Source organism: Chitinophaga niabensis (genome assembly GCF_900129465.1).
In the GTDB taxonomy this organism is placed as follows: Bacteria; Bacteroidota; Bacteroidia; order Chitinophagales; family Chitinophagaceae; genus Chitinophaga; species Chitinophaga niabensis.
Window position 1 is genome coordinate 937,333 of sequence record NZ_FSRA01000001.1, and the last position, 26,959, is coordinate 964,291.

General features: G+C 46.5%; 22 protein-coding genes. 13 read left to right on the forward strand and 9 right to left on the reverse strand.

The genetic code is table 11. From position 1 onward, the window contains the following. Nucleotides 1-147 precede the first annotated feature (147 nt). Nucleotides 148-1,773 (forward strand): FecR family protein, encoded by a 1,626-nt coding sequence (locus tag BUR42_RS03480; RefSeq protein WP_074237864.1) that lies wholly within the window; start codon nucleotides 148-150, stop codon nucleotides 1,771-1,773. 4 nt (nucleotides 1,774-1,777) lie between these two features. Here the strand turns inward: BUR42_RS03480 and BUR42_RS03485 are convergent, their stop codons facing one another. Beyond that, nucleotides 1,778-3,394, reverse strand: coding sequence for an OmpA family protein (locus BUR42_RS03485; protein WP_074237866.1), 1,617 nt, complete (start codon nucleotides 3,392-3,394; stop codon nucleotides 1,778-1,780). Nucleotides 3,395-3,504: 110 nt separating this feature from the next. Here BUR42_RS03485 and BUR42_RS03490 point away from each other — a divergent pair, with 110 nt between their 5' ends. Both BUR42_RS03490 and BUR42_RS03495 read left to right on the forward strand, forming a co-directional pair. Then, entirely contained in the window at nucleotides 3,505-4,158 is a 654-nt protein-coding gene (locus BUR42_RS03490) for a class I SAM-dependent methyltransferase (RefSeq protein ID WP_074237868.1), read from the forward strand. Then, nucleotides 4,118-5,242 (forward strand): hypothetical protein, encoded by a 1,125-nt coding sequence (locus BUR42_RS03495; RefSeq protein ID WP_143197323.1) that lies wholly within the window; start codon nucleotides 4,118-4,120, stop codon nucleotides 5,240-5,242. Before BUR42_RS03490 ends, BUR42_RS03495 begins: the two co-directional genes overlap by 41 nt. Nucleotides 5,243-5,297: 55 nt before the next feature. Here the strand turns inward: BUR42_RS03495 and BUR42_RS03500 are convergent, their stop codons facing one another. Beyond that, a complete protein-coding gene (locus BUR42_RS03500; RefSeq protein WP_074237871.1) occupies nucleotides 5,298-6,362 on the reverse strand; it encodes a hypothetical protein in 1,065 nt (354 codons plus the stop codon). Between the two features lie 191 nt (nucleotides 6,363-6,553). Here BUR42_RS03500 and BUR42_RS03505 point away from each other — a divergent pair, with 191 nt between their 5' ends. From BUR42_RS03505 to BUR42_RS03525, 5 genes are read left to right on the forward strand one after another with little or no spacing between them, the layout of a single operon-like run. Beyond that, a complete protein-coding gene (locus BUR42_RS03505; protein ID WP_143197324.1) occupies nucleotides 6,554-7,810 on the forward strand; it encodes a DoxX family protein in 1,257 nt (418 codons plus the stop codon). Between the two features lie 27 nt (nucleotides 7,811-7,837). Then, nucleotides 7,838-8,740: a helix-turn-helix domain-containing protein gene (locus BUR42_RS03510; RefSeq protein WP_074237874.1), complete on the forward strand. Its 903-nt coding sequence runs from the start codon at nucleotides 7,838-7,840 to the stop codon at nucleotides 8,738-8,740. A 54-nt stretch (nucleotides 8,741-8,794) separates the two neighbouring features. Beyond that, nucleotides 8,795-9,253: an SRPBCC domain-containing protein gene (locus BUR42_RS03515; protein ID WP_074237877.1), complete on the forward strand. Its 459-nt coding sequence runs from the start codon at nucleotides 8,795-8,797 to the stop codon at nucleotides 9,251-9,253. 9 nt (nucleotides 9,254-9,262) lie between these two features. Beyond that, nucleotides 9,263-9,571: a GNAT family N-acetyltransferase gene (locus tag BUR42_RS03520; RefSeq protein ID WP_074237879.1), complete on the forward strand. Its 309-nt coding sequence runs from the start codon at nucleotides 9,263-9,265 to the stop codon at nucleotides 9,569-9,571. Nucleotides 9,572-9,575: 4 nt separating this feature from the next. Continuing rightward, nucleotides 9,576-9,995: an OsmC family protein gene (locus BUR42_RS03525; protein ID WP_074237881.1), complete on the forward strand. Its 420-nt coding sequence runs from the start codon at nucleotides 9,576-9,578 to the stop codon at nucleotides 9,993-9,995. A 39-nt stretch (nucleotides 9,996-10,034) separates the two neighbouring features. Here the strand turns inward: BUR42_RS03525 and BUR42_RS03530 are convergent, their stop codons facing one another. Continuing rightward, entirely contained in the window at nucleotides 10,035-12,809 is a 2,775-nt protein-coding gene (locus tag BUR42_RS03530) for an outer membrane beta-barrel protein (RefSeq protein WP_074237883.1), read from the reverse strand. A 136-nt stretch (nucleotides 12,810-12,945) separates the two neighbouring features. Further along, the gene (locus tag BUR42_RS03535) at nucleotides 12,946-13,956 is read right to left on the reverse strand and encodes a LacI family DNA-binding transcriptional regulator (protein WP_074237884.1); all 1,011 of its coding nucleotides are present in this window, start codon (nucleotides 13,954-13,956) and stop codon (nucleotides 12,946-12,948) included. A 229-nt stretch (nucleotides 13,957-14,185) separates the two neighbouring features. Between BUR42_RS03535 and BUR42_RS03540 the strand changes: the two genes are divergently transcribed. Together BUR42_RS03540 and BUR42_RS03545 are read left to right on the forward strand one after the other, a co-directional pair. Then, nucleotides 14,186-17,296, forward strand: a complete 3,111-nt coding sequence (locus tag BUR42_RS03540) for a SusC/RagA family TonB-linked outer membrane protein (RefSeq protein WP_200798208.1) — start codon at nucleotides 14,186-14,188, stop codon at nucleotides 17,294-17,296. A 10-nt stretch (nucleotides 17,297-17,306) separates the two neighbouring features. Continuing rightward, nucleotides 17,307-19,103: a RagB/SusD family nutrient uptake outer membrane protein gene (locus BUR42_RS03545; protein WP_074237887.1), complete on the forward strand. Its 1,797-nt coding sequence runs from the start codon at nucleotides 17,307-17,309 to the stop codon at nucleotides 19,101-19,103. A gap of 31 nt (nucleotides 19,104-19,134) precedes the next feature. Here BUR42_RS03545 and BUR42_RS03550 read toward each other — a convergent pair whose 3' ends face one another. Together BUR42_RS03550 and BUR42_RS03555 are read right to left on the reverse strand one after the other, a co-directional pair. After that, entirely contained in the window at nucleotides 19,135-20,103 is a 969-nt protein-coding gene (locus BUR42_RS03550; RefSeq protein WP_074237889.1) for a fatty acid desaturase family protein, read from the reverse strand. A gap of 26 nt (nucleotides 20,104-20,129) precedes the next feature. After that, entirely contained in the window at nucleotides 20,130-21,002 is an 873-nt protein-coding gene (locus tag BUR42_RS03555) for a lysophospholipid acyltransferase family protein (RefSeq protein WP_074237891.1), read from the reverse strand. Nucleotides 21,003-21,085: 83 nt separating this feature from the next. Between BUR42_RS03555 and rluF the strand changes: the two genes are divergently transcribed. After that, nucleotides 21,086-21,832 carry a 23S rRNA pseudouridine(2604) synthase RluF gene (gene rluF, locus BUR42_RS03560; protein WP_074237893.1) on the forward strand — a complete coding sequence of 249 codons (747 nt, stop codon included), beginning with the start codon at nucleotides 21,086-21,088 and terminating at the stop codon, nucleotides 21,830-21,832. 6 nt (nucleotides 21,833-21,838) lie between these two features. On the opposite strand, the gene BUR42_RS03565 is transcribed toward rluF, so the two are convergent. Further along, a complete protein-coding gene (locus BUR42_RS03565) occupies nucleotides 21,839-22,522 on the reverse strand; it encodes a 3-keto-disaccharide hydrolase (RefSeq protein ID WP_074240420.1) in 684 nt (227 codons plus the stop codon). A gap of 77 nt (nucleotides 22,523-22,599) precedes the next feature. Here BUR42_RS03565 and BUR42_RS03570 point away from each other — a divergent pair, with 77 nt between their 5' ends. Both BUR42_RS03570 and BUR42_RS03575 read left to right on the forward strand, forming a co-directional pair. Further along, the gene (locus tag BUR42_RS03570; RefSeq protein WP_143197326.1) at nucleotides 22,600-23,652 is read left to right on the forward strand and encodes a sialidase family protein; all 1,053 of its coding nucleotides are present in this window, start codon (nucleotides 22,600-22,602) and stop codon (nucleotides 23,650-23,652) included. Continuing rightward, the gene (locus BUR42_RS03575; protein ID WP_074237898.1) at nucleotides 23,649-25,484 is read left to right on the forward strand and encodes a glycoside hydrolase family 2 protein; all 1,836 of its coding nucleotides are present in this window, start codon (nucleotides 23,649-23,651) and stop codon (nucleotides 25,482-25,484) included. The genes BUR42_RS03570 and BUR42_RS03575 overlap by 4 nt, the downstream gene beginning before the upstream one ends. Before the next feature lie 17 nt (nucleotides 25,485-25,501). Here the strand turns inward: BUR42_RS03575 and BUR42_RS03580 are convergent, their stop codons facing one another. Further along, entirely contained in the window at nucleotides 25,502-26,122 is a 621-nt protein-coding gene (locus BUR42_RS03580) for a class I SAM-dependent methyltransferase (protein WP_074237899.1), read from the reverse strand. Between the two features lie 51 nt (nucleotides 26,123-26,173). Next, nucleotides 26,174-26,959, reverse strand: a complete 786-nt coding sequence (locus tag BUR42_RS03585) for an AraC family transcriptional regulator (RefSeq protein ID WP_074237900.1) — start codon at nucleotides 26,957-26,959, stop codon at nucleotides 26,174-26,176.

The following is a 26,959-nucleotide window of genomic DNA, read 5'->3' on the forward strand; positions in this document are numbered from 1 at the left end:
AATAATATTAGATTTAGGATCAGAATCTATACCGGGGGATTTTAAATATAACCTAACCCGTAAGCATCAACTAGACCGTGAAAGTATTGCAAAGAAATTTGAGTCTGACTAGGGGATTGAAACAATCTTTAAGAGGTCAACTTTCCAATGGAACAGCATTATAGCAATCTGGTTCAAAAATATCTGGCTAACAACCTTACAGCTTCCGAGCAAATGGAGCTGGCGGTGCTGAGTCGGTTGTCTGAGCCACACCAGGTCCAGGGAGAGATGATCGTCATTAAAGGGGTGGCTGAACAGGAAGAGGTGGAAGAGGTACCTGTGCAGGCAGATGGAGAAAACGATCCCGGAGAAGATCATGTTCCTGAAGTACAGGGGCAGCAACAGGGGGAAACCATACTTATACATCAGCAGCAGATAGAGAAAGATAATTTTTACAACAACGAAGAGGAGGAAGATGAAGACGATGATTTTGACGATGATGAAGAAGAAAATTCTTCCTTACAGAGAAGCCGGCCGGACCACGAATTTTCCTACCTGTCTCTCGCATACGGAGCCCCTCCGGCCCGCAATCAGAAGGTGTTCGAAGAACTGGATAGCTATATCTCCAACTGGAGCAGTAAACGAACCCCGCTACCACTGTCTTCCGGCAATGGCCAGGTATTCGAGCAGTTAGAAAGCCACATTTCCACCAGGAACGACAGATCAGTTGAGCCGTCCCCCCGCAGCCGCCAGCAGCTGGAAAGCCGCATCGCCGGATGGAATGATAAGTCCGCCCCCGGCTGGAAGGATAGGTCCCTCCATAGCTGGAAGGATAGGTTGATCTCCGGCAAACTGCTTTCGCGGCGCAAAGTACTATTCATTGCCGCCGGAGCTGCCCTGCTTATTTTATGTATCTCCTACCTCTGGCATTCACGTTACAAAGCGCAGCAAAGAGCGGAGGAACTGCATAACCGGCAGCTGATACCCCCCGGCAGCAACAAAGCCACGTTGATCCTTTCGGATGGTTCTGCTATTGAGCTGACCAATCGCAGGGATGGCCTGCTTACTATCCAGGGCGGAATAGAGGTATTCAAATCCGGCGATTTTATGCTGGAATATAAGGTGCCGGCAACCGGGGTACAGGAAGTTGTTTCCAACACCATTGCCACCCCCCGCGGAGGCATTTACCAGCTCAGCCTGCCGGATGGTTCACACATTACCCTGAATGCCGGATCTTCCCTCACATTCCCCACTGTATTCAGTGGCCCGGCCCGGGAAGTAGTACTTACCGGCGAAGCCTTTTTTGAAGTGGCGGAAGATACCCTGAGGCCCTTCCGGGTAAAAGCAGGTGAAACAGTGGCAGAGGCAATAGGTACCAGTTTTAATATCCTGTCTTATGCAGACGAGCCGCAGCAAACCACCACCATGGTGTCCGGCTCGGTGAAGCTCAATGCCCTGGGATTAGCATATATCATCCGGCCCGGAGAACAGGCAATAGTGCATTACAGCCCCCGCAGGGTACAGGTAAGGAATGCTAAGGTAGAAGAGGAAGTTGCCTGGAAGAACGGGAAGTTCCGGTTCTTCAACCGCAGCGCCGGCAGCGTAGTAAACCAGGCAGCCCGCTGGTATAATATGGATGTGGAATGGAAAGGCGATTTCTCCGGCGTGTTATTATCGGCAGACACCTTACGGGATGTCCCCCTTTCCGGGTTACTTGAAATGCTGGAAGCCTCCGGCCAGGTACATTTTAAAACAAAGGAGAAACGCCTCATCGTTTTCCCTGGCAGATGGTAAAGCCCTATAATACCTTTATCTCTGTTCTCCTGTTCTGCTGATGCGCTGCCTCAGTACAATCCGTACAGGCATTCACCGGTTTCATTTCTCCATATCCTTTTGCTACCATTCTGTCTTTGCTGATGCCATTCCTTACCAGGTAATCCACCACACTTTGTGCCCGGGCCTGCGAAAGCCTGAGGTTATGTGCATCACTGCCCCTTGCATCTGTATGTGCAGATAGTTCAATGCGTAGCGTAGGATTGTCCCGCAGGAAGAGGATCAGCTTTTTAAGATCGGAACTTGCATCAGGGCGAAGGTCTGACCTGTCCAGGTCATAATAGATCTTTTCCAGCCTGATCTCTTTGCCTTCTACCGCTTCTTCCACACCTAATTCCAGCTGTACATACAATGCCTGGCTTCTGTTCAGACCTTTGGTGCTGATCTTCTCAATATTGGAGAGGTAGTTTTTCTTTTTACCCGCAACGTTGAACTCAGAGCCCCCTTCCAGCTGAAAACGGAATTCCCCTGAACCCGCTTTGGAAGAAGCCTGGCGAACACTGCTTTTGGTTTCGTTGGTGAGCGTAACGTTCACATCTCCTTCTGCTTCTCCGGAAGTTTTGTTCACCGCTTTACCTACCAGGGTAAAACGGGGATCATTATGCGTTAAGGTGACCACGATATCACCGGCGGTATATTGTTCTTTATCTACCGTGCCGTAGGTGGCAGCAATGTCATTCAGACTGGCTTTAACGGTATAATCCAGTTGTGTTGTTTGAGGAAATACCACCTTACCATTTTTATCCGTAGCAGCTTCTGCTATTTTGCCTGCTGCATTGAACAGTGCCACGGTGACATCAGGCAGCGGCTGCCCGGTTAGTTCGTCTTTTACATATACCTGTATGTCTTTCAAAAGAACAGCCGCAGGCGGGAGCGTTTGCGTTTGCTTTTTCTTTTTAACGGGGAAGATGCGGTAGCTCACACCTGCAAAAACGCCATAGGAAGACACAGAGGTGATGTCTTTCACATAGTTCACATTGTTAGGCAGCGCAATGATCTCCGAATAAGAATAGGGCGCTTCGCTATTGATATGATAGAGGTAGTAAGCCCCGGCCTGCACTGCCCATTTTGGTGTGAAATAATAGTTAACGCTCGCCTTTGCTTTCGCCGCACCATAGTGCTTTTTATTATACCCTGCATGGTTGAACATGGACATATTCAGCGGCCCCGCAAAAACTGCATCTGCTTTGATCGCAGACCCATCCGCATAAGAAATGCCGCCCCTCAGGTTGAGTTCTGCCACCAGCTTTCCGGCCTGGAGTTTAAATGAAGGTCCTATGCCCGCAAAGTACCGTTGCATTTTTGTAGCGGAAAAGGTATAACTGTTGGCATTTAAACCGCTGGAATCATAACGGGCAGCCTTATTGGTATAAACGTCAACGTCTATACCAATGCCCCAGAAACTCCAGTACTTATCTGCGCTGAAGCCTGCATTAAAGCCTGCCAGCGGCATTTTAACGGTAGGGGGCATATTATATTTATGGCCAAGATCAAGGCCGCCCCTCAGGGAGAATTGCGTGAATTTATGTTGCGCAGAAGCCGTGGTGGCAATAAAGAACAGTAGAATCAATAAACGTTTCATCTTTCAGGATTTTGATCACATATAGAGATCAACAGGGGCCCTGGTTTGTTACCTCTGCCTAAAATGGCTATGTTTGCATAAATTAAAATCAATATGTAATTTGCCGCCCCATGCAAAATCAAATATCCAACAGGGATCTGTTACAATACCTTAAATCACTCGACTTTACTGCAGGCTTCGTGGACAAGCTGAAAGTGTACTACCGGCCCCTCGTATGCCCCTTTGTAGATCTGATCGGCTTACTAAAACCGGGAGAGAAGATCGGGGACGTTGGCTGTGGCTCCGGCCAGTTTTGCCTTTTGCTGGCTGAATTTGCCAAACCTTCCTATATCTTCGGCATAGAGATCAACGACCGCCTTGTAGAGAACGCACGCCAGTTATTTGATCGGTATGCGCATGTTCCCTATCATTTCGAGAAGTTCGACGGGGTACATTTCCCCGATGCCATAGGTGACCTGGATGTGGTGTTCCTGAATGATGTATTACATCATGTACCTAAGGATAGCCAGCACCAGTTCATGAAGGGTTTACTGGCAAAAATGAAACCGGGTGCCCGGCTGATCATCAAAGATATCAACGGAGCCAGCCCGCTCGTGTATTTCAACAAAATGCACGACCTCGTGTTTGCAGGTGAAATAGGAAATGAATTGCCACCCGCCACGGTAGATAAATGGCTCGGAGAAGAAGGCGCCAAAGTTTTAGCATTTAAAAAACAAAGATTATATGTTTACCCCCATTACACAATTGTTGCAGAGAAACACTAAGAGGAAGGGGCTGTTTCTCATCATCTGCTTCTCTTTATTATCCCTGTATCCCATCTATAAAAACTTTTATAATGGAAGGGCTGTTACTACTTACGAACGTCACATCGCACTCATAGAAGGAAGGTCTGAATACTACAATCCCTGGCAGTACCGCATGTTAAGCCCTATGATCATCGAGGGTTTAATGTGGACGTACAACCATACCGTTGATAAGATCTATCCCATAGAGGAAAAGCTGCATATACAGATCAACGAAACATCTGAACCAACACCTGAAACAAAGGAGTTCATACAATTGCTGAATACCAAAGGCGCGTTGAAGTACATGATCGTTTTTATCTTCTTCCGTTTTGTATTGAACCTGCTGGTGTTCGCATTAGCCTATTGTGTATGGAAGTATTTTGTGCAAAGCAACTGGCTGGCATTCTTCGGGCTGTTGTTTGTAACACTTGCCATGGGGAATGCAGTGGCTGCAAGTGATCTTACTTTTAATACCTACCTGGATAATGTATTCTACCTGCTTACAGCCTACCTGATCGTCTATAAAAAGAACCCTTACTGGTTATTTGTGATCGTTCCGCTGGCGGCATTTAACAGGGAAACATCGCTGCTGATACCTTTCCTTTTCTTTGTCTCACAAATGGATTTTTCTGACTTCCAGCTGAAGAAGATGTTTCCTCCGCTTAAGATATGGATGATCACAGGTGCATTGTATATCATCTTCTTTTCCATATTTATTGCGGTACGTGTGCATTATGGTTACCGTCCGCCGCAGATCTGGAAAGTACCTGCAGGTATACAAATGATCAAGCTGAACCTCTTCAGTGCCGTAGCCATGAAATCTTACTTTGAAATGCTGGGCGTGTTCACTGTTATTCCGTTGATCATCCTGTACAAGTTCCGTTCTTTCCCTACTTTACTGAAAGTATGGTTCCTGGCAATTGTACCTGCCTGGTTTGCCGTGCATCTCTATTCTGTGGTAACTTACCAGACACGTTTGTTCCTGGTACCCGTTATCATGATCATGATGCCGATGCTGCTATGGCTTATTGAAAATGAAATAAAGAAATTAAGAACTGCATAATAAAAGAAGCCGTCCCAATACATCGGGACGGCTTTTCCAATTTAAAGGGGCTATACTATTTGCTATTCATTTGATTGATCAGGCCTATTAACGCTGCCTCAGATACTTCCTGTGGTATAAAATCGATCCCTACATAATTATCTGTACCGTTAGGAGCGGGGATGGTCACATCCTTCATATGTGCGTAGAACTTTCCGTTCTTTGAAGAGATGGCCAGGAAGGTACCTTCCATACCCACGGTGAATGATTGCTGATAGCTCAGTAATCCCTCTTTACCAGCCGGTGCATTCACAATTACATTATAGAGTTTAATGAGCGTATTCTGGTTCTTTTGTTTGAAGAAGAGCATCGTAGGTTCTTTACCAGTGTAGTTGGAATTGGTTTGCTCGTTATAGTTAACGGTAAAGTATCCCAGTACGGTTACTCTTGTGCCGCCATTATTGAGGAGCGCATCACAGTTCCGCCATTGACCCAGGGCATCCAGCATAAAGGTGGATTCGGTACCTGCAGGATTGGAAGTAGCAGTAGTACCCATATCTATCCAGTTAACACCTTTAGGTACTTTGATGCTGGAAGTTACACTGCTCGGAGCATTCACATGGTTGTAACCGGTAGAAGTGGTAGAAATGGTAGTGTCTCCATCCCAGATCGGAATTTTATTGCCCTGCCCCTGTGCTTCTCTTATACCCAGTGGTACCACCACCTGTGCTGAGTCTTTTTTAATACCCAGTTCAGCGCCGTTCTTATCAGCTTTCACGATCAATTCTCCGAAAGAGCGGAGGAAACCACCTTTGGCATCCATGGTAGGTTTATCTCCGAGGATCATGTCGCTGGGTTTCAGAATGTCTTTAACATGCACTTTAATGTTCCCGCTCACTACATTGTTGTTGGCATCCAGGAATACATTAGCCGGGAACTTGATCTTAGTGCCTTTGCTGGTGGTAATGGTTCCGCCGACACTGGCATCGAGGGTGAAGGATTCTGCTTTAGGAGCGTAAGCTTCAAAGAAAGCAGTCATAGTGCCCAGGTCGGAAAAATCATTCGTTACCTGTTTGTCCTTCCGGCAGGAGGTTATACCTACAGCGGAAATAACGGCGATGGAAAGGATCAGCTTTTTCATATAGTGTGTTTTTGTTTTCAGGAGTAGATAACCGACCTGGGAGAATTGTTACCTCCATCCTGAAAAAAAACACTAGATCATTGATATTCATGCTTATCATGCTCCCGGGAAATAAAAGGGGAATTTTTTCATGGATTATTTTTTTAAAGTATATTCATGAGCAGAACTACCTATTCACTAAATTTAATCAAATGCCTGTATACCCAACGCATCCCTGGAGCCCGACACAGAAAATTTCTTTCCGGTTTTTCTTCGCTTTTTTCATTTTATACACTTTCCCTTTTCCGCTGACCATAGTGCCTTACCTGTCTTACTGGTATTCGCTGTTATGGCAGCAGATTGTGCCATGGGTGGGCGCACATTTCCTGCATCTTCCACCCATCACCATTTTTACGAATGGCAGTGGAGATACTACCTATGACTATCTGCTACTGCTCAGTTATATAACACTGGCCCTGCTGATCGCCATTATATGGTCCCTGCTGGACAGGCGGCGGAAAAGTTATCATATCGCCTATCACTGGTTAAGGGTGCTGGTCCGTTATTACGTGGCAGGTATGATGTTCCTTTATGGCATTATCAAGATCTTCCATCTGCAGATGCCTGCTCCATATCTCTCCCAGCTGGTGCAGCCTTTCGGGGATAAATCTCCTATGGGCCTGGCATGGTCCTATGTAGGGTACTCCACTACATTCAGTGCATTCACCGGCTGGTCTGAAGTGATTGCAGGCGCATTCCTCCTGTTCCGCAGAACAACGCTGCTGGGGGCTGTATTATGTTCTTTTGTTGCCGTGAATATTGTTGCGATCAATTTCTGCTTTGATGTACCGGTGAAACTGTTCTCCTCTATGTTGCTGCTGATGTCCATCTTCCTGATGGCGCCGGATGTGCAGCGTTTACTGAACGTTTTCCTCCTGAATAAACCTGCGGAACCGCGTGCATATTATTCTTACCTGCCTAAGCGCTGGATGCGCATTACCGCCATTGTGATAAAGGTCCTTTATATTGCGTACATCATTATCCCCCAGGTTGAAAACGGCATAAATGGCCAAAAGCGTTACGGCGATAAGCGGCCGCTACCGCCTTTATACGGTATTTACAATACAGAACTGCTGGTGCGTAATAATGATACCATTCCGCCACTCACAACAGATACCACCCGCTGGCGGCAGCTGATCATCCAGTTTGAAAAAAGGGCTACGGTAAAGCTGATGAATGATACTATCAAGCCGTATAACCTTGTGGTGGATACCACGTTGAAAACGGCCACTGTTTTTAGTAACACAGATACCTTACACAAGGTAGTTTTGAATTATAAAGCGGATTCCGTTTATCTCACTTTATCCAATGATTCCCTCTATTACCGCTTTAAAAAATATGATCACCGGAATTTCCGCCTTATAAGCCGGGGTTTCAGGTGGGTGAATGAATATCCATATAACCGCTAAAAGAAAAAGGCCGATCTTTGCAGCATTATGGAACAACCGGAAATCACCACCACCGAATATGGCACAATGACCCGCATGATCTGGCATTGTGATGAGATCCTTGTAGGGCATTCCATTACCCGGTATAACAGGCTCACCTCTCATAAGGGTAGCAGTGAAACGGATGTGGTACGCTTCCATTTTGGCATGAAGGGAAATTACAGTTTCAGCTACAAACAGCTGGACCAAACCTACGACCTGATCGGCGGGCATCACAATATCATGTACTCCAAAGGATTTGATATTGAGATATGGAACAGGACGCTGGAAGTGGAGGTATTTGGCATCCAGTTCCCGCGGGAACTCTTCGTGAAATTCACCCAGAATGCCAACGACCGCCTGAAACGTTTTGCAGAAGATATCCTGGCAGAAAAGAGTGTGATGCTTTCAGAACACTGGGGGGCTATTGATGCACCTATCCAGCAGGTGCTCCAGCAGATCATTCATTGCAAATACGGGGGAGACCTTAAAAAGCTCTTCCTCCTTTCCAAAAGCATAGAATTGCTGGTGTTATGCGCGGAAGCGTATAACGTGGCCATGGAAAAAAGGGAGCTTTTTGTAAAGAGTAAAACGGATAAGGAAAAGATCATAGCCGTGAGGGACCTGATCAATGAACGGGTGGCAGACCCGCCCAATCTTTCTGAAATTGCCCGTACCGTTGGCCTGAATGAATACAAGCTGAAGCGGGGTTTTAAGGAAACCTTTTCCAATACCGTATTTGGTTACCTCACGGAGCAAAGGCTTCACCTGGCGCATCAATACCTGCGGGATACTTCCAAAACAGCTGCGGAGATCTCCTATGAGCTGGGCTATGCTACCCCGCAGCACTTTAATAATGCCTTTAAGACCAAATTCGGTATTACACCCAATTCCGTTAGAAATAATCCGTAATATGCAATCCCTCTTTTTCCCGGCAGGTTATTTTTGTGTCAAAATAAAAACATTATGCATACTTCATTAGTTGTAACTAACAACATCATTATTGATGCACCTGCCGCCAAAGTATGGGATGCCCTTGTGAACCCTGCTAAAACCAAACAGTACATGTTCGGTTGCGAAACGGTATCAGACTGGAAAAAGGGCAGTACCCTGGAATGGAAGGGTAATTTTGATGGGATAGACCTGGTAGCCGTGACCGGGGTGATCGTGGATATTCAACCGGGTAAATACCTGGCCTATACTGCCATCGACCCCAATAACCCTGCTATCAAAGACACGCCGGAGCGTTGTATCACCGTTACCTACAGCCTGGAAGAAAAGAACGGGCAAACCACTTTCACCGTAACCCAGGGAGATTACGCTAAGGTGGAAGACGGGGAACGCAGGTACAAAGAAGCATATAACGACGGAGTAGGTTGGGACCCTATCCTGGTGGAGATCAGGAAACTCGTGGAAAGTAACTAAATTGTTGATATGAAAGATGAATACATTGCCCTGCCGCTGGTAAATAATACGGAAGCGCACCGCTTTGAAATGGAAGTGGACGGTTATAAGGCGATCATTGTTTACCGCCAGACGCCTGAGCGCATTACCCTGCTCCATACAGAAGTACCTCCGGAACTGGAAGGGAAAGGAGTTGCTACTGCTATTATTGAAAAAACACTGGCCTATATAGAAACCAATCATCTTTCCCTGGTACCGCTATGCCCCTTGGTAGTGGCCTATATAAAAAGGCATCCGGAATGGAAACGTATTGTGGACCCTTCCGTAACCAACCTTTGAGCCTATGCAGTACAAACTAGCGTTGCCTGTTCGCGGAACGATCGGAACAGCTAAATACCAGTGTACCATCAAATGGCGCAATGGAAGATTCATTGCAGATGAACCACCCTCCTCAGGCGGAGAAGATCAGGGCCCTGATCCTTACACCCTGCTATTGTCATCCCTGGTCACCTGCACCCTGGTGACCCTGCGGATGTACATAGAGCGGAAAGGCTGGGAGATCCCGGAAATTAAAGTGAATGCCAATATGTTCCAGGAGAAAAAAGAGGATGGAACGCACACCATCATAGACAGGGATATCTCTTTCCCGGGTAACACAGCAGATGCGGAGCAAAAGAAAAAACTCCTGTCGATCGCCAAGAACTGCCCCATTTCCCGGATACTGGAAGGGGAGGTGAAGATCAGGTCTTTTATGATGAAGTAATGCTTTAGAAAGCCCTCTGCCGCGCGGCAGGGTCATTGCCTAATCCGGATCCACCCGGAACCCCTTACCACCAAAATTCGAAATATTATAGCTCAACCTGGCAGTAAACACCCTGGTTGCCTGATTTGTCCGCGTGTCTACAATTGAACTGCCTGAAATAAACCGCTCCAGGTTATTCCCCTGGTTTAAGAGGTCATTGGCAGATATAGAAAAGCTTAATGACTGATCTTTCAGGAATCTTTTGCTCAAACTGGCATGAACGATAAAAGGATTGGTATTGGTTAATGCATAACCTGTATTGATGGTCTTTGAGGTCTTTATATCTATATAATAGGTCTTTTTTATCCGCCCCATAGCTGAAAGTGAGAGGGCAAGCCTTTGAACGTTTTTAAAGTTATCACTCACCCTGTCACCCCTGTTCGTACTGAAGCTATAGTTCATTCTCGTATTGAATGTAAGATATTTGAATCTTAAGGAACCGTTCAGGTCTGCCAGGTAATTATGCGTATGATAAAAAACAGCCCCATTAACCTGCCCCAGCACATTAACGATCGGGTTCTCGTTTAATACATTATTATTGGAGCTGAACCGATAGGATACTCTCGCACCCGCAGATACCTTTTTTGAAGTAAACATTGTATTCAACTGCTGGGATATATTGATGCCCTTGCTAAACCGCTTGTTGTTATTAATAAAAACAGCCCTGTTGGACGTTTCGACGCCACCGGACCAGGAAATGGAATATTTATTCTTTTTGAACGGTATACTTAAAGCATAGTTACTGCCCAGCCTGTAATTTCCATTGGTATTTTCGAAGCGGGTTTCCTGCTTTAAACTGTTTAAAGTATCAGGTATCAGCACCACATTGGTAACAATTTCGTGCTGCGTAAGATTAAAGTTTAGCCCTGTTTGTAACGAGATACCCGTTTTGGCAGCTACGTAATTATAGGTGGCGTTAACATTGTGGCTAAAAGAAGGCCGCAGGTTAGGATTACCGATCACAATATTCTGCAGATTTTCAGTGTTTCGAACTGGTTGAAGCTGGTTGATATTTGGATTCCTGTTACTGCCATTGTAATTAAGTGTGATGGTTTTACTTTTGGAAATAGTTTTGCTCAGGTTAATACGGGGAGAATAATTCAGGGTGTTACTCCTGATCTTTTGCCCCAGGTGAAGGTCGTCGCTGCTCAGCATAGTGGGACTGGCACTAACCCCAAAATTGTAGCGCATCTTATTACTGGAATATCCATACCCTAAGCTGATGGTTTGGTTAACAGATACCGAAGTATAATCTGTACTTAGCGAATCTACAAATGCAGGCAATTTGCTCAGCTGGTCTATCACATACGTTTGCACAGTACTGGTGTTCCTGCCAACCGACAGGTTATAGCTTAAGTTTAAACTTTGCCTGGCCAATGTATCTTTTGGCTTTTTTAAACCAAGACTATAATTGAACCCGAAATTGAAACTTTGGTTATTATTATCTGTAAAGAGGTTCCTGTTCAGCAAAGAATCTTTCACTAAAAGCTCCGTCACTTTATCATAATACCGCGTATTGGTGCTGATGTACTGATCTGAATGATTGGATGAACTGGAAATGCCGAAGTTGCCGGACAGGCTGCTCTTTTTATTTTTTAAGATCCTGGAGAAGTTTATGCCGGCATTGATGGAAGGTGAGGTATTGGTAGACCGGTTCACATTCTCAAGGTCTTGCTTGATCACCCCCCATTGGTTGTTCACCGAAGAACTCATGTTCTCGCTATTATTATAAGATACCATTACATTACCATCGAAAAAGGTCTTTTTACTCTTATAGCTAAAATTAGTATTGAAGTGATGGTTGTTGTTCCAGGTTTCCCCGGTGCTAAGGTTTTTCTGGTAGAAAGTTCCCAGGGGATTTAAGGTTTCAATGGCCTGTTCGTTGGCAAAGGCATTCCTGTTGCGCCCCAGGTTATAGTTAATACCATAGCGCATATTTTTGTTTATCTCGTCCGCATGCGATATCCCGCCTGCCATGGCCTGTGCTGTTCCGGCCCCGTTATTTGAAGTATTGTAGCTTAGCTCGCCGCTGCTTTGCCTGGTATCTTTCCATAAGTTAAGGTTCCCGCCAATTCCAAACTGGTTATTGGTTCCCCCGTTTACACCTCCGTTACCAAAGCGGCCCTTGTTCATGCCCGGCTTAGTTACGATGTTCAGCAATTTAATTGGTTCGGCTATCTTAATGCCGGTAAAGTTGGCCTGATCGCCATAATCATCAATCACCTGGATCTTTGCTACAATTTCGGCCGGCAGCCTGGCGATAAAATCTTTTACATTACTGGTAAAGAAATCTTTGCCGTTTACCCGCAGTTTGTACATCCTTTTACCCATAGTTGTAACGTTGTATTCATCGTCCACCTCAAGGCCCGGGAGCTGTTTCAGCAGGTCAGCCATGTTATCGCCCTCCAGCACCTGGAATGCAGCAGCATTATACTCTATGGTATCCTGCATAATTCTCATGGGGTTTGGTTTGCCCTTTATCACAACCTCTTTAAGCATGCGGGCATCCCGTTTCAGCTGGATATGCTTTATTTCCTGGTTAAGGGAATAATTGCCTGTAAAGTCGTGGTACCCGATGGAGCTAACCTTTAAGGAAAATGATCCGCCTTTCACTTTTTTGAAACTGAAATACCCATCCTGGTCGGTAGTGGTATGCAGGGTGTCTTTATCGCTGATCAGTATTACATTGGCATCTTTAACAGCGATTTTGGCAGAGTCCGCTACATAGCCCTTAATGCGGTGATTGTTTTGTGCGTATCCGCTGGGGTTGCACAAAAACGCCAATATAGAGAGAAGGAGGGATAAGCATTTTTTCATCAAAAGAACAGCTTCTTTAAACTACCTCTTTTATGATGAAAGAAATAAGCCCATTCCATAAAATGGCTGATTTTATATTAATATTAACAAACATTCAATAGATCACCAGCTTACAGGGAAACTGCTTTTTAATGTAAGCCACCGGCTCCCCGGTATCCTCTTCCTCCATCCGTTCAAAGAGGATGCGTGCCGCCTCGCTGCCCATTTCAAAAGAACTCTCTTCAATGGCAGCCAGCGGCCGGTGATCAAGGTGCTGGAGCAAAGGCAGGTTACCGAAGCCCGTAAACTCTATGATATCTACTTTATCCGGGTAATGGCCCTTTAAAAAGTCGATAGCCTGGATGGTGATGTAATTCTTAAAAGTAAAAATAGCAGTGGGTGGGTCTGCCTGTTCCATGAGTTGCTGCATGGCCTGGAAAGTAGAGGCGGGGGTAAGGTCCACCTCCTGCACTAAAGCGGTATCGAATGGGAGCAGGTTCTTCAGCAATGCCTGTTTATAACCCGCAAAACGTGCCTGGCTGGTACGCATGGATTCAGGCCCCATAATATGCGCAATACGGGTATGCCCCCTGTCTATCAGGAACTGGGTAGCTTCCAGGGCGCCTTCCTCGTTGTTGGACGATACATAATCGAACACCACACCCTTGGGCTCGCGGCCAATGCATACTACGGGAATACCCATGGACAGAAACTTCTGAAATGGCTGCATGTCCACCGTATTCTTGGTAACAGATACAATCACCCCGTCCACCCGGTTACGGATCATCACGTCTACTATCTTCTCCTCCTTCTGCGCATCTTCATGGGACTGAGAAAGGATCACATTGTAATCCTTTTTCTCCGCTTCTTCCTCTACGCCATTTATGGCCAGTACATAATATTGGTCCAGCAGATCAGGTATGATCAGCCCTATTGTAAATGTTTTACTCAGCTTAAAGTGCCTCGCTGCTTCATTGGGAATATAATTAAGTTCCTTTGCCAGTTTCTTTACCCGTTCACTGGTATAAATACTGATAGTAGCATCATTATTCAAGGCCTTTGAAACCGTGGATACAGACATGTTTAATTTTTTGGCTATATCCTTAATGGTTACCCCTCTTTTCATGTAAAAAGCGTTATTCAGTCCATAATACTAAAATAATCCGGAAATAAAGAAAACGTTGTAATAAACCATTTCAATCGTTGTAATAGGTTTTGCGTATACCGGCCAGGGAATAGAATCGATTGCAAATGGTAAATTGGTTGTAGAATTTCGCGTTAAAGAAGGACCTAACAGCAGTTCATTCCACCGTACAGAAAATACCAATTTCTAAATCAAACTAAACTGATCCAACATGACGATTAGCATCAGGAACAGGCTGATAATAGCCTGTTGCGCACTCGCAATGATGTTCATGCTCTTCTGCGTTACCACCTTTGCCCAAACAAAACCCCTGAACGGCATTATCAGAGATAAAACCGGCAGACCCGTTCCCGGCGTTACAGTTGTTGTACAGGGAACTTCCACAGGCACCACTTCAGATGCCGAAGGACGTTTTAAATTGAATGCCCCTGCAAATGCGGTGCTTGTTTTCTCCTTTATCGGCTACCAGACGCAGAAATTAACCGTAGGTGATGCTGCTTCCTATAATGTTATACTACAGGATAATACTACTGAATTGGATCAGCTGGTAGTAGTAGGGTATGGCACCAGGAAGAAAAGTGATGTTACCGGCGCTGTGTCCCAGGTAAAGGCCACCCAACTGGAAAATGAAAACCCGGCCAGCGTGCAGGACCTGCTCCGGGCCAATGTACCCGGCCTGAACGTTACCTCTTCCAATTCCGCCAAAGGTGGGGGAGACCTTACCATCCGCGGCAAGTCCTCCATTAATGCAGGCACTACGCCATTGATCGTACTGGATGGTGTGATCTATCCCGGCCAGTTAAGTGATATCAATCCAAACGATATCCAAACCATCGATGTGTTAAAGGATGCAAGTGCCGCAGCGGTATACGGTGCTAAATCTGCCAAGGGTGTTATCCTCATCAATACCAAAAGAGGTACCCGTTCAAAACCTACCATCACTTTCAATACCAATGTGGGCGTATCTACCCTGTCCATGGATGAACCGCTGTACGATGGCCCCGGTTTCGTGAAATGGAGAACAGATGTGATGTACAGCGTGAACGCAAATGCCAAACCTTATCAGTTTGACGATCCCCGCGCACTACCTTCCAATATCACGGTGGATCAATGGAAGGCCTATGATAACTCCCAGGGCGATCCTGTTGATATATGGCTGAACCGCCTGAAAATATTACCGGTGGAAGTAAAGAACTACAAAGCCGGCAAAACCACCAACTGGTACAACCAGATGTTCCATCATGCTTTCCGGCAGGATCATACCGTGAGCATTGCCGGTAAAAAAGAAGATATCTCTTATTATATCTCCGCCGGTTATGTGAACAACGAAGGCATCATTGTAGGCGATAAGTTCAAAACCTTCCGTACACGCATCAACGTAGAAGCAAAAGCAGCGAAGTTTATGACGGTGGGCATCAATATGCAGTTTGCTGACCGGGATGAAAGCCAGGTACCTGTTACCTGGGGGCAGATGGTGAATGCTTCTCCCTACGGTGAAAAATACAAGGATGATGGTAAAACACTGCGGGACAGTCCGAATGACGATGTGGGAAATAACCTCAATCCTTTCCTCGATAATACTTACACCAACCGGATGGACAAAACGAATACGCTCTTCGGTTCCTTATACCTGAAAGGCGATCTGCCTTTTGGATTTTCTTACCAGAGTAACTTTTCACCCAACTTTGATTTCAACCGGTACTTCAATTCCATCTCCGCAAAAGATTTCCGTTATGCGGCCCGCAAAGGTGTAGCTACCAGGCGGCAGATGACGATCTACAACTGGCAGATCGATAACCTGTTGAGATGGAATAAAACATTCGGCGACCATGAGTTTGATGCTACTTTTCTTTTTAACGCAGAAAAGTTCCAATCCTGGCGCAACCAGATGGATAATGAAGGATTTGATCCCAATGATAACTTAGGCTGGCACAATATCGGCTCCGGTATTAAACCGGTGATCTCCAGTTCGGATTCCGTAAGTACAGGTGATGCGCTCATGGCACGGCTGAACTATGGCTTCCGCGGTAAATACCTGTTAACCGCTTCTATCCGCCGGGATGGTTACTCTGCTTTCGGGCAGCGTAATCCAAGGGCTAACTTCCCTGCACTTGCATTGAGCTGGGTATTCACCAAGGAAAAGTTTGTGCACCTGGACTGGCTGGATTATGGTAAGCTCCGCCTCTCCTGGGGTGTGAACGGTAACAGGGATATCGGCCGTTACCTCGCCTTGTCCGACCTCACTTCCGGCAAGTACCAGTATGTGCAGCAGAACGGCCAGGTGCAGCTGGTTTCCCAATTATATGTGGGCCGTTTGCAAAACCCTAACCTCAAATGGGAGAAGAGTACTTCCTATAACGTAGGGCTGGACTTCAGCATTTTCAGGGACAGGCTTTCCGGTTCTTTTGATGTGTATAAGAAAAATACCACAGACCTGCTGATCCTTCGCGGGCTGCCCATTCACAGTGGTTTCCTTACGGTAATGGATAACCTGGGTGAAGTGGAGAATAAAGGATTTGAGATCAGCCTCAACAGTGCAAACATCCGCAGCCATGGTTTCAAATGGAACACCAACCTGAACTTCACGCTGAACAGGAATAAGATCAAACACCTCTATGGTGAAGTGGATATCAAAGATGCAACAGGTAAAGTGATAGGCCGGGAAGAAAGGGATGATCCCGCTAACAGATGGTTCATAGGGCATGATCTGGATGCGATATGGGACCTGAAAGTACTGGGTGTATGGCAGGTGGCGGAAGCGGCAGAAGCAGCGAAATTCGGCGTTAAACCAGGTGATTTTAAATTAGAAGATGTGAACAAGGATGGCAAGTTCTCTGATGCGGACCGCCAGTTCCTGGGTTACAGATCACCCCGTTTTCAATGGACCCTGCGGAATGATTTCTCTTACAGGAACTTCGACTTCTCCTTCATGTTCTACTCCAACTGGGGTTCCATGGGCCCTTATAACCTTGCCAAGAACAACTCCGGTTTTATAGATCGTCAGAACTCCTACCGTTTACCTTACTGGACGCCGCAGAACCCTACCAATGATTATGCGCGTTTATTCTCCAGCAATGGCAGTGCGGTGTTTGATGTATATCGTAAAACCTCTTTTATCCGCCTGAGCACCATGTCCCTGGGATATACCCTGCCTGTTAAAACGGCCAACAGGATTGGCCTGGATGGTGTGAAGATCTATGGCAATGTGAACAACCTCGGTGTATATCAACCGGACTGGACTTTCTGGGATGCCGAATACATTTATGGGGATAACAATCCCCCGGCACGTAATTATACTTTGGGCATCAATATCACTCTTTAAAAATTCCGTTATGCGTTCTGCAATATTACTGGTATTACTAGCCACACTCAGCATTAGTTGTGGTAAAGACTGGCTGAAACCGAAACAACTTTCTACATACGACCCTGATGCTACGTATGTGGATGCTGCTGCCATGCGTGCGGCGCTGGTATCCTGCGCCCGCAATGCCCGGATCGAATATTATGGGGATAATCCTCCCATTCTCACCGAGATGTTGTTTTCTGAAGTAACAGTGGAAGGCGTAACAGATAAATCCGGCCCGCCGCAGGACCTCAACCTGCTCATCACACCGGATGGCGCTAATCTGAACAATGCAGACCGTGCCCGGATCTATTACTATTACAGCGAAGGTTACCTGGGCATCAAATATGCCAACACGGTGATCGGGCGGATAGACAATGCTACCTATGCAAGCCGTGCAGAAAGGAATGCAATCCTGGGTGCCGCTTATTTCCACCGTGCCATGCGCTATTACCGCCTCACGCAACAGTTTGGAGATGTACCTGCTATTATGAAGGAAACAACAGGACCCAAGCTGGACTATACCTCCACCAAACGGGAAGTGATACTGGAATATATCAAGAAGGACCTGGATTCTGCCAAAGGATGGCTCACCGATAACGTAGCAAGGGGAGAAGTAACAAAAGGAGCCGTGTTACACCTGCTCACAAAAGTGAACCTGGCCCTGGGTAAATTTGATGAAGCGATTGAATCTGCCAATGCGGTGATCAATGGCGGTGCTTACAGTCTTATGAAAGTTCCTTTCGGTGCTACGAAAAAGAATGTGATCTGGGACCTGCACCGCCCGGAGAATAAATCACTGGGTGAAAATAAAGAAGGCATCTTTATGGTGATAGACCGTTTCGGCGATGGCGGCTACGATGGTGGCATGCGTATCATGCGGCAGGCGGTGCCTTTATGGGGATCAAATATTAACACACCTTCCGGCAAAAAAGGTACGAACGATAACACCAATCCGCCGGTGGTACTCAGCAACCTCTACGGCAGGGGGATCGGCAGATGCAGGCCTACGCCCTACAGCAATTATGAGATCTGGACGGACCCTAAAGACCTGCGCCATGCACCCGGTAACTGGATGAACATGGAAGACCTGGTGTACAACGACCCGGGATTGCAGTCTTCCAATGATCCTTATTATTTAAAACCATTACAGTTAAGGAATGCCAGCGGCGGCCTCCTGTGTACAGATACCATCCGCTGCTGGTTCGGATGGCCGCACTATAAGATCTTTATTCCTGATACAGAAAATTCTCCCATGCAGGGCGGGCATACGGACTGGTATATTTTCCGCCTGGCAGAAACTTATCTGTTGAGAGCAGAAGCTTATTACTGGAAAGATAACCTGGGCCTGGCAGCGGCTGATATCAATGCCGTGAGAACACGTGCCGGCTGCGACCCGATTGCTGCAGCATCCGTGAACATTGGCACCATCCTCGATGAAAGGGCCAGGGAATTGTATTTTGAAGAACCACGTAAAACAGAGCTGACACGCATCGCCTTCCTGTTCGCGAAAACCGGCAAAGCAGCTTACAATGGTAAAACCTATAGCCTGGATAATTTTTCAGACAACAATTTCTTTTATGACCGTGTGATGGAAAAGAATGTTTTCTACAGAACAGGTATTGTTACCAATCACGGCGATAAATACACCATGAGCGCCTTTCATGTATTGTGGCCCATTCCATCCAATCCTATTGCTGCGAACACCTATGGGGTGATCAACCAGAACAAAGGATATGTGGGGTATGAAAAAAATGTACCTCCGTTGGATAAGATCCCGGAATAAAGAAAAAGGCTCCCGTTGCAGGGAGCCTTTTTTATAAAGGGATCATTTCATTCTTTTCAGGATGCCATACTTTCAGGCGCAGGCAGGCCCATATTTCCCTTGGATGCAGCGTAGTGGTCTTAGCCTGCTGCAGTTCAGGAATATTGGCCATCGCCTCCGGTAAACGGTAGAAAGGCACACGCGCATTCAGGTGATGGATATGATGATAGCCAATATTGCCGGTCACCCATTTCCAGAAAGGGCTCATCAGCATATAACTGGAAGAAGCCATAGCTGCATTATCATGGCACCAGCCTTCTTTATCGCTGAAAGTAACGCCGGGGAAGTTATGCTGTGCATAAAAAAGATAGGCACCAATAGCACAGGCAATAAAGAAAGGGAGGAACTGCAATAATAACCAGCCCGCCCAGCCCAGCTTCAGGAAGATGAATATGCCGGCGCCAATGTGTAGAACAAGGGCCAGGATAGAATCCCAATGTTTCAACGGGCTGCAAAGGAAAGAACGCACGCACATACCGTACACGAACATGCTCAGGTAACCAAACAGGATGGTGAGCGGATGCCGCACGGCGAGGTAAGCACGTTGCTCTGCAGCAGTGGACCCCTCAAATTTCTCCTTCGTCATAATAGGATAGGAGCCTATGCTGGCACTGAATAGTTTGGAATTATGATTGTGATGATGATCGTGCGAACGCTTCCAGATACTGGTAGGGGCCAGCACAAAGATCCCGAAGAGGGTAAAAATGATGTCTGCCGGCAGGGACCTGTGCAGGATGGCATGATGCTGATGATCGTGATAGATCACAAACATCCTTACTATAACAAGCCCGCATAAAATGCTGCAGGCAATGCGTAGAACAGGCAGCGTTTCATTGATATAAACAGCGGTAAGCAAACCCGCCAGGATGATTGCTGTTGTAAGTGTGTAATACCAGCTTTTCCATGTCACGTCCCGGGCAAACGGCTTCGTTGCCAGGATCAGTTGTTTTCCAGTTCGCATTATTCAGGCAGTTGTAGGCTATATAATTATTTAGTGATCTCAGGTCGTTTGTGTTTCCACCTTCTGTGGCTCCACAGCCAGCTTTCCGGCTGGCGTTGAATGTCTTTTTCCAATGCGCGTGTATGCGCTGCTGTTATTTCCCCATCTGTTGTTCTTCCCGGTTCATCGAACAACGTTTCTGCAGAGATCTCGTAATATCCCCGTTTTACACGTTCCACCCTGGCATATACTACCGGGTAATTCATCTTCCTCGCTATCTTTTCCGTTCCCTGGAACACCGGCGTGTCCTGGTTCAGGAAAGTGAGCCAGAAAGCGCTGTCCGGCGCAGGCGTCTGATCAGCAATAAAAGCAGTGGCATCTAATTCTGCTTTGTGCTGCACCATTTCCCGGAAGGTGTCTTTCATGGCAATCAGCCCGGTGCCAAAACGGGTGCGCATCCGGTAAATAAGGCCGTTGAAATGTTTGTTGGACAGTGGATGATAGACTACGTAAAGATGGTGGCGGCATTGCAGGCTGAAGGTGTTGCCTGCCCATTCCCAGTTGCCAAAATGCCCCATCACAATAATGATGCTCTTGTTTTCATCCGCATAGCGGTTAAACAACAGCAAGGCCTCTGGCGTAAGTTTGCATCGCTTAATGGCGGACCGCTCCGAAATAGTTAGTGTTTTGAATGTTTCCAGGAGCACGTCGCAGAAAGAACGGTAAAACCGCCGCATTATTGCCCTGATCTCCTTTTCAGACCTTTCAGGAAAAGCATTACGCAGGTTTTGCCCTACCACCTTTTTCCGGTAGCCGAAAACATAATAGATCATCACGAACATCAGGTCAGAAACCCCGTAAAACAAGGGAAACGGTATCCAGGATAATAAATAAATGAACGGTAAAAGAATATAATACATTGGCACTCTGGCAAAGTACGCAATTTGTATTAGAATTTAATAGTATTTAAATGTTATGAAGGTTTAAGTAATTTTGCAGCGAAATGGATATAAGCGTAAACAAATACATCAGCGATACCGGCTTTTGCAGCAGGAGGGAAGCAGATAAATACATTGAGCAGGGCCGTGTAACCATTAATGATAACATTGCTTCCAAAGGAAACCGTGTTAAGACCGGCGATGTGGTGGAAGTGGATGGCGAGCCGCTGAAGAAAAAGAAAGCCACCATTTACATGGCGCTGAACAAACCCAAAGGCATTACCTGCACCACAGATACGAAGGATAAATCCAATATCATCGATTACCTGAATTATTCTTCCCGGATCTTCCCGATCGGGCGGCTGGATAAATTATCCGAAGGGCTTATATTCCTCACCAACGATGGAGATATTGTCAATAAGATCCTGAGGGCCGGGAATCAACACGAGAAAGAATACATTGTTACCGTAGATAAACCTGTAAACCTGGAGTTTATCAAAGCCATGCGTAATGGCGTGAAGATTATGGGCGTAGTTACACAAAAGTGTTTTGTGCAGCAGGAAGGTACCAATCGTTTCCGTATTATCCTCACCCAGGGCCTCAACCGCCAGATCAGGCGGATGTGCGAAGCGCTTGGTTATAATGTGGAAGCGCTTCGCCGCACCCGTATCATGAATATTACTTTAAAAGACCTGCCACCCGGCAAGTGGCGCTATTTTACAAAAGAAGAGATCAATACCATCTCTGCCATGGTAGCCAACAGCAGTAAAACAGGCAACAATGCCGGTAATACTGAAGGAATGGACGAATAAGCGGTGTTATTTCGTGATCTTTTTGATAGGCGTTAAAGCCACCTTGCGGAACTCTACTTCTGAACCCTCTGCCTGTAAAGCTATCTGGCCTTTAGAGGCGGTACAGTTGGAACCTTCGTTCACCATATCCCCGTTTACCCATACTTTTACCACATTTCCCACACATTCCACCGTCATCTTATTCCATTCACCCAGTGGTTTTTCTGAATCGTCTGTCAGGTTTTTGATCCTCCTCTCTTTACCATCCACAGCACCCCATTTTTCTTTAGGCCCGCGGCGTGTTTCCATATCCGGTACGGCAATATCTTCCCCGATACACCAGAAATCTCCCGCGTTCTGATGCATCAGCTGGCATTCAATGGATTTAGGGAACATGGCATACAGCACACGGGGAGTAGATGCATGTACCAGTACGCCACAGTTGCCCGGTTTGGCCGGGAAACGGTATTCCACTTCCAGCCGGTAGTTCTGGTAAACAGCATCTGTAATGATATGGCCCTGTGGTTTGGCAAGACTAACAAGATTGCCATCCCGCACAATAAAGGGCGTTTTTACACTGGAGTCCTTATCCATGGCAGGCACATCTATATGCCAGCCACTGAGGTCTTTACCATTGAAAAGGTTTTTGGTTTGCGCAAAAATGTTTGCGGTGCAGAGGGTGAATACAACGGCAGCAAAGATTGTTTTCATATTGAATAACGCGGTTTTTAATACCATTAAAGATATAAAGATGAAAATTGTTTTATAAATTATTATTTTCCCGGCAGATGAATCCTCCGGGTGTAATAATATTCCATAGTCCGCCATCCACAGGCCGTTATATTGGTTCTCCTTCGATCTGTATATTACCTGGTGGAGAGTATGTGGCGTCCCACGACCTTTTTGGACCTGCTTCCGCGGAATACGAAACGCCGGTGGTAAAGGTTTACCGCTCTGCAGATAAGGGAGTTAGCTGGGTGCAAACGGCAGAACTGAAAGGCCAGTTCTGGTCTAATCTTTTTGTACACCACGGCGCCCTGTATATGATGGGAACGGATAAACACTACGGCAACCTGGTGATCCGCCGTTCTGCGGACCATGGCAGTAACTGGACGGACAGGTATCTTATCAGGGAAGGCCGTTTTCATACAGCACCTGTGCCGGTCACTGTACATAAAGGGCGATTGTGGCGCGGTGTGGAAGTGGCTACCGGGCCTGCTGAGGAATGGGCTGCCATGTTGGGCGCCAGTATGTTCAGCGCAGATGAAAATGCAGACCTGCTGAAGGCTTCCAGCTGGAAACACTCCAATCACCTCCTGGATAGTACCGGCTGGCTGGAAGGAAATGCAGTGGCCACCAGGGATGGAGAAATGTGGAACATGCTAAGGGTACACCGGCCGGACAATAAAGAGCAGGAACATGCGGCCATCATAAAGGTCAGTGAAGATGGCAGTACAGTAGCTTTCGACAGGTTTATCCCTTTTCCGGGAGGCAGCAAAAAGTTCAGCATCCGTTACGATGCTGTTTCCCAATTGTACTGGACCATTGCCAACTACGTACCACCCGCATACCGGCATATCATTCAATTGGATAAAGTGCGCAATACACAGGCTTTATGCAGTTCACCTGACCTGCTGCAATGGGAACTGAGAGAGATTGTATTACAGCACACAGATCATGAAAAGCATGGTTTTGGTTATGTGGACTGGCAGTTTGAGGGAGAGGATATCATCTTCCTGTCCCGTACGACCTTTGACGCAAATAGTTTCCATGAGGCCAATTACCTTACATTTCACCGTATACCGCGATTCAGAACTATAGATAAATTAAACGCCAAATGAAAAAATTATTCACGCTCTTATTATTGACCTCTTCCTTCGCGCAGGCGCAGGATTGGAAAGTAGTACCAGGAAAGATCACTACTCCCTGGAGTGAAAAGGTTACTCCTGATTCTGTGTTGCCGGAATATCCGCGCCCGCAATTTGTTCGCGAAAGCTGGAAGAGCATGAACGGCCTGTGGGATTATGTGATCACACCCAGGAGTGCATCGCTGCCGGCAGCTTACCAGGGAAAGATCCTGGTGCCCTTTGCAATTGAATCTGCTATGTCCGGCGTTGGCAAAACAGTTGGGAAAGATAGCCTGCTCTGGTATCATACTTCTTTTACCATGCCTGCTTTCAAAAAAGGGAACAGAACGCTCCTGCATTTTGGTGCCGTAGACTGGCAGATGACCTTATACATCAACGGGCAGGAAGTGGGCAGCCACCGCGGTGGTTTTGACCCCTTCTCTTTTGATATCACCGGTTTCCTGAAAAAGACCAAAACACAGGAGATGGTGGTGCGTGTATGGGACCCTACAGACCAGGGCACACAACCCAGGGGTAAACAGGTGCGTAAACCGGAAGGGATCTGGTATACCCCTGTAACCGGTATCTGGCAAACGGTATGGCTGGAATCAGTACCTGTTACTTATATCGCTTCCACAAAACAAACGCCGGACATTGATCAGCAAACGCTGACAGTAAGCACTACGATAGTGAACCCTGTACCCGGCGATAAAGTAAGGGTTTCCGTATGGAACGGAACGGACATGATCTCCGAAGAGTCCGTGGAACCCGGTGCCACTGCGGTATTGAAGATCCCCAATATGAAGTTATGGTCTCCGGAAGATCCTTTCCTTTATGATCTGCGTTATGCGATCGTGCGGAAAGAAAAACCGGTAGATGAAGCGCAAAGTTATTTCGCGATGCGTAAAACTTCCATCGGCAAAGATAACAACGGCGTTCTGCGTATGCTGCTCAACAATAAGTTTGTGTTCCAGTACGGCCCGCTGGACCAGGGTTGGTGGCCTGATGGTTTATATACTGCACCAACAGACGAAGCCCTGAAGTTTGATGTGGAGAAAACGAAGGAGATGGGCTTCAATATGATCCGTAAACACATTAAAGTAGAACCTGCCCGCTGGTATTATCATTGCGATAAACTGGGTATGCTGGTATGGCAGGATATGCCCAGCGGCGATCTTGGCAACCGCTGGGAGCCAAGGCCCGGCATTGTTGGCCGTGGTACTGAACAGAAACGCAGCAATGAATCTGAAAGAGCTTACCGCGAAGAATGGAATGCTATCATGGAGGCTTTGCATAATGTTCCTTCTATCGTAGTATGGGTTCCCTTCAATGAAGCCTGGGGCCAGTTCAAAACAACGGAGATCACAGAGTGGACGATGCAGAAAGATCCTTCCCGCCTCGTGAACAGTGCGAGCGGTGGTAACTTCTTCCTCACCGGTCATATCATCGACCTTCACAACTACCCGGACCCCGCGATGCCCCAACCTGATATCTACGGCGCTAAACAAGCAATCGTGCTTGGTGAGTTCGGTGGGCTGGGCCTTCCGGTAGACGGTCACGTATGGCAGCAGAAAGATAACTGGGGTTATCAGAGCTTTAAAACACCGGAAGAGTTGTTTAAAAGGTACAGCACCTTTACAGATCGCCTGGAAGATCTGATCCGCCAGGGACTTTCAGCAGCTGTATATACGCAAACCACAGATGTGGAAGTAGAGATCAACGGATTGATGACCTACGACAGGAAGGTGATCAAAAATCCCCTTGCTTCTTTCTATGAGGTAAATAAGAAATTATATAATCCTGCACTGGTGGTGATCAAACCATAACAGCGAGCCCCGATGGATCACATCGGGGCTTTTTTCTTTCCTATGAACCTGATCACGGAACCCTTGCCGATATGGAACTTCCCTTCATTCAAAAGTATTTCCTCTTCCGCTAACAGCACGGTTTCATAGTTCTTAAAATCAGCCGTTATTTCTTCTTTTGAATACAGTTGATGAATGTCTTTCGGGCCGCCCACCTTTGGATCTGACTTTACATAGTGTAAATGCCGCTTGCTGAACGCCTCGAAAATAATAATACCACCAGGTTTGAGATAGGTATCCAGCTTGACATGCAAGGCGGATTTTTGATCCGCTGGAAAATGTGCATAGATCAACCCGATGGCATCGAATGTTGCCGCTTTGAATTCCAGTTGTTCCAGGTCGCCAACAATATACTCCAGCGAAACCTGCTGCTCCCTCGCTAATTGCAGCGCCTTGTATTGCCCTTCCTCACTCAGGTCAAATGAAGTTACCTTCCAGCCCAGTTGTGCTGCAAATACCCCGTTACGCCCTTCCCCGTCTGCCGGCATTAGTATAGCGCCCGCTTCAAACTTTGGCAGCCATTCTTTAAAGAATAAATTGGGTGTTTTGCCATAGGCAAATTCCTGCTCCCTGTATCTTTCATTCCATATCTGTTTCATGGATCAAAGGTAGATACAGCGCTAATCTGAGGGATAGGATAATTATGCAGTTTAACGGTACTTCTGCCTAAATGCCTCCGGGGAATATCCTGTATGTTTTTTGAAGAACCTGATAAAGTAGGAAACGTCTTCATAACCCAGGTACCAGGCTACCTGGTTCACCTGTTCCGTGGTGGCCAGCAAATATCTTTTGGATTCCAGGATGATACGTTCATTAATGAGCCCGGAAGATGTTTTACCCAGCGTTGCTTTGGTAATGGCATTCAGCTGATAAGGGGAGAGGTGTAACATCGCTGCATATTGAGATGCCTGTTTGTGCTCAGTAATATGTGTTTCCAGTAATGATAAGAATTCCTCCAGGCGTTCCTGTTCATAAGTGGCGGCATTGCTTTTGCCATGCAGGCGGAGTAGTTCTATAAAAAAAATATCAAGGTTCGCTTTGATCACCTTTTGATAACCTTCCTGCTGATCGGTGTATTCCCGGAAGATATAGGTTAATATGGAATGCAGTTTTGAAAAACTTTCAGCATTTGGCTGATAATAATTTGTACTGCTTTTTGTAGTATGAAAACCGGCTTTAAATGCCAGCAGGTAACCTTTACTTCCTGCTTTGAGCGTGAGTTCATGTACCTGCCCCGGACGCATGAAGAACACGGTGTTATCGCTCACTTCGTATGGGATAAAGTCTATGGCATGCGTACCTTTCCCTTTCTTTAAAACCAGCAGGTAAAAGAAATCATGCCTGTGCAGCTCCTGCACCATATCACCAACCTCTCTTATGCTAAAACTTTCTGTGGAGCCTGCTTCTTTAATATGCCTGATCGGGATCTGCTTCAT